Origin of the sequence: Mycobacterium sp. (assembly GCF_035653355.1) — a bacterium.
Classification (GTDB): domain Bacteria; phylum Actinomycetota; class Actinomycetes; order Mycobacteriales; family Mycobacteriaceae; genus Mycobacterium.
This window is the reverse complement of sequence record NZ_DASRBZ010000078.1, coordinates 1-3541: the sequence shown is the minus strand read 5'-3', so window position 1 is coordinate 3541 and position 3541 is coordinate 1. Positions and strand designations below refer to the sequence as shown.

Annotated in this window: 4 protein-coding genes; 1 reads left to right on the top strand and 3 read right to left on the bottom strand. The window is 62.6% G+C overall.

Annotation, left to right across the window (positions count from 1 at the left end):
- The 3 genes from VFA16_RS02535 to VFA16_RS02525 all read right to left on the bottom strand — a co-directional run.
- Positions 1–102: hypothetical protein (locus tag VFA16_RS02535; protein WP_324966305.1), on the bottom strand; the 102-nt coding region annotated here is incomplete at its 3' end.
- 115 nt (positions 103–217) lie between these two features.
- On the bottom strand, positions 218–1303 hold the full coding sequence (locus VFA16_RS02530; protein ID WP_324966304.1) for a YncE family protein: 1086 nt from the start codon (positions 1301–1303) through the stop codon (positions 218–220).
- Between the two features lie 495 nt (positions 1304–1798).
- Positions 1799–2488, bottom strand: a complete 690-nt coding sequence (locus VFA16_RS02525) for a sensor domain-containing protein (protein ID WP_324966303.1) — start codon at positions 2486–2488, stop codon at positions 1799–1801.
- Positions 2489–3114: 626 nt separating this feature from the next.
- On the opposite strand from VFA16_RS02525, the gene VFA16_RS02520 reads away from it, so the two are divergent.
- A partial coding sequence (locus VFA16_RS02520) for a hypothetical protein (protein WP_324966302.1) occupies positions 3115–3541 on the top strand: 427 nt, incomplete at its 3' end.

Here is a 3541-nt window from a genome sequence, read left to right as displayed (position 1 = left end):
GTCGCCGGTGGCAGTGGCGACCTTGCGGGCCCCGTGCACACCGGTGGCGTGCCTGAGGATGGCGGTGATCGTCAACGGGAAGTTCTGCATTGTGCTCTGCATCGACGGCCCCCGTTATCGTTCCCAGCGTCGCTTCATGTTCGCATCGCGCGAATGCTAGCGCCGAGACTTCCCGTCGTGAGTGGTTCCCGCGAGAAGCGCAGGTCAACCACCCGCGCTAGGTCAATGCAGGTTGGAGCTGCGGCAATTCACGCGTGCCCAGCTCGAGCGGCGCCGTGCCGTCGTTGGCGGGAACGATCAGCGACGCCGTCGGCGAGGCAACCGACAGCGCAGTGACCGCGCCGGAATAGTCCGCGACGTAGAGGTACTTCCCGTCGGGGCTTTCCGCGACGCATGACGGCTGGCTGCCCACGGTGACGTCGCCGATGATGTCTTGGGTCATGGTGCACAGAACGGCGACGCGGTCATCGCCGACGAGGTAGGCGCGGTCGCCGTCGCGGCTGAGCTTCAGTTGCGTGACAAGTCCCCCGGTCTCGCTCAGCTTGCGCGTGCTGGTGACCTTGTTGCTACGAGCGTCGATGACGTCGACGACCACCCCGAAGTCCGCGCCGCTGCCCAGGACATAGACAGCCCGGCCGTCTGGGCTTATCGCGACATCGCGGATCGCCGAACCGGTGTCGACGGTCTCGATGACACGCCGCAGGTGTGTGTCGATCGCGACGACTTCGCCGCCCGAGGGCCGCTGTACCGCGACGTAGAGACGCCGGCCATCGGGCGTCATGCGCACGCATTCTGTGCTGGCGCCGGCTGCGGCGGCGATATCGATGGGCTGCACCCGACCAGTCGTCGTGTCAAGGACGGCGACGTCGGCGCCCGTCGCAGCGGTGCGGCTGACGTAGACATGTCTGCCGTCGGGGCTCACCACCAAGTCGGTGACGGTGAGGTCCAACGGATGGGACGCGACGACGCTGTTGCGTTCCAAGTCGATGACCGCGATGCCGTCGTATGCCGGTGACACTGTGCTGACGTAGGCGTAGCGGGGATCGGCACCGCTTATCGCGATGGCGAACGGTTCGTTGATTCCGGCGACTGTGTTGACTTCGGCCCAGCTGCCCGTGCGGATGACCGACACGCTGTCGTCGCCATTGTTGCTCAGCACCAGCCGACTACCGTCAGGGCTCGCGGCGATGCCGCTGATGGCTCCGCGATGCAGGGCCATTCCGGCCACGACCGAGAAGGTCAGCGCCGTCCCGACATCCACGGAGGCCGCGCTATTGCCCCGATTGCTTTTCACATAATCCACATTGCTCACATTGACACCAGCCTTTGCTGTACTTGTCGCGCTTTGACGCCGCGCGACAATGGTCACCGCAGCAAGACGACCGGAATAGGTCCTGCTTAAGCACAATTTCGGCACTCGTGCAGCGCCGCTTCCGGCCGAGTCTAGCGGCCGAATTTGCCTTAAAACGCAAGCATTTCGACGCCTACCCCAGGGGTCAGACAGGGAAACCTCAGGGTTCGCTTAGATGCCGATGGCCGCTTGTAAGTCGCGTGCCGCAGAGCGAACACAGGAATGCGCTTTTGCAGGCTTTTGGATGTTGCTCGCTAATATGGTGCGCGGCTTGTGCGGTGCTATGAAAATTAAGGATTTTTCAGGATCGGCACCGAAAAAGAGGCGAAGGTCACAGGAGTAGCCAATAGCCTGCCGCGCCGGCGGACAGTTCTCTGGCCGTGTGGCTACACGTCGGCACACGGCGGCTCGACCACCGGGTGCTGCTGCCTGTGTTTCCCGACGGCTTTATTGGTTCGGGACTTTGGCAGCGATCCGGCTGGCGATCTCGACAGCCGAGTTCTTGGGATCAGCGCTACATGTGTTGATGTCAATGACGACGTTGTTCCGGGCGGTCAGCGCCCGACCACAGCCCCAGCCGCCGGCATTGGCGTTCTCCTGGGTGGCGGTCGTGCTCAGCATGCCGTTGGTGTTGGATACCGGCCCCACGTCCCACACCGTGTGGCTTTGCGTGTGGGTGTACTGGTGACACGCTGACCACTGCAGCCCCGAGGCGGCGACAAAGGCGCTGGCCTGCTTGGCCGAGGGAAACAGCACCACCGCCTGCTCGACGAAGTGGGTGAAGTTGTCGCCCTCTTGGAGCGTCTCGTCGCGCTCAGCGGTGTATTTGATGCCGGCATAGACCTTCTGTTGCGCAGCACCGTCGACGGCCAGGCACTCCTTGGGCTCCATCGTGGCACTGTCGTCAGACATCTCGGTGCGGTACCTGGTCACCTTCAGCTCGCCTGCCCCCATGACGGCGCTCACGTCTTCGGGGGTAAGCAGCAACCCCTTCAACCCCGCCTCTGTAATAGGGGGCGGTGGCTTCGTTTTGCTCGTGGTCGACTTGACGGCGGCGGCGTGATCGCTGCCGCCGCCACATGCGGCGGTAAGAATGCAGATACCCGCGACGGCGCCTGTGACCCTCAGATAGCGCATGTGTTCATCCCGCATCCCCGCCGTAACCCAACCGATCAGCGCGGCGCATTAGCCCCACAGCCTTGCTGGTCAGAATTGCGTGTTTATGAGCGTACCGTCAGCGGAGATGGATAATGCCAGGAATTCGCTAATTCCTTGCGGCAACATGCGATTTCGAGCAGATGCCGACAGTTTGCGGAATCAACCGGCAACAGCGGCAAAGGGGCTACGGTGGTGCGCCAAAGTCGGGATTCGCCACGGGCCATTGACGTGTCTCGTGCCGTCGGCGGGGGCCCATGAGATTTGCCCCCACTGGGACTCGAACCCAGACTGGACGGATTTTAAGTCCGTCATCTCGGATTACGGCAACCGATGGCTTCGAGCGAATGACGCGATAGACCCGCTATGAGCTGCATAAATGATGACCGGACGTGCTGCACGTTGTCGACCGTTATCAGATGTGCGGCGGACCGGCTGCGGACTGAAACCAATTGCCCCCGCTCAGTGCGGCGCATGTGGCCGCCGCCACCCGAGCGATCGATCAGACAAGCACCACGCAGCATAGGGCGCTCGTACATCCATAACCCTGAAACCTGTGATCGCGGGCTAGGGTTAAGCGTCAACGTTCGCCGACGAGGAGTCGCTCAGTGGATGCCGAGTTCACCGGTCTCCGATGTCAGGACGTTAACCTGGGCCTTCGAAGCGGCGAGACGGACTCATGGGTCCTCTCTGTCGTAGACAACACGCAACTCGTGGGAATGGCGGCAGACCTCGCCGGTCTCCTGCGTGGCCGCAACGTCGTTGAGAACGTTGACGCGCTGAAAATCGTGGCTAATGAGGCGTTGGACATCGACGTACAAGTGCTGCCGTCGGTCCTGACCGTCCTCGAAGAGTGTGGGTTCATCGAAATCGCCCGCACGGGCCCCCGGATCTCGCAGATCATCGAGACCATCCCAGCGTTTCGAAGTCTGTACCCCGAGCTGGGCAACGCCTGGCAACAACGGCGCCCACGGCAGATTGAGGAAGAACTCGTCGCAGTTGTGCATCGCCTCGCCAAGTCGCCGATACCTGTCG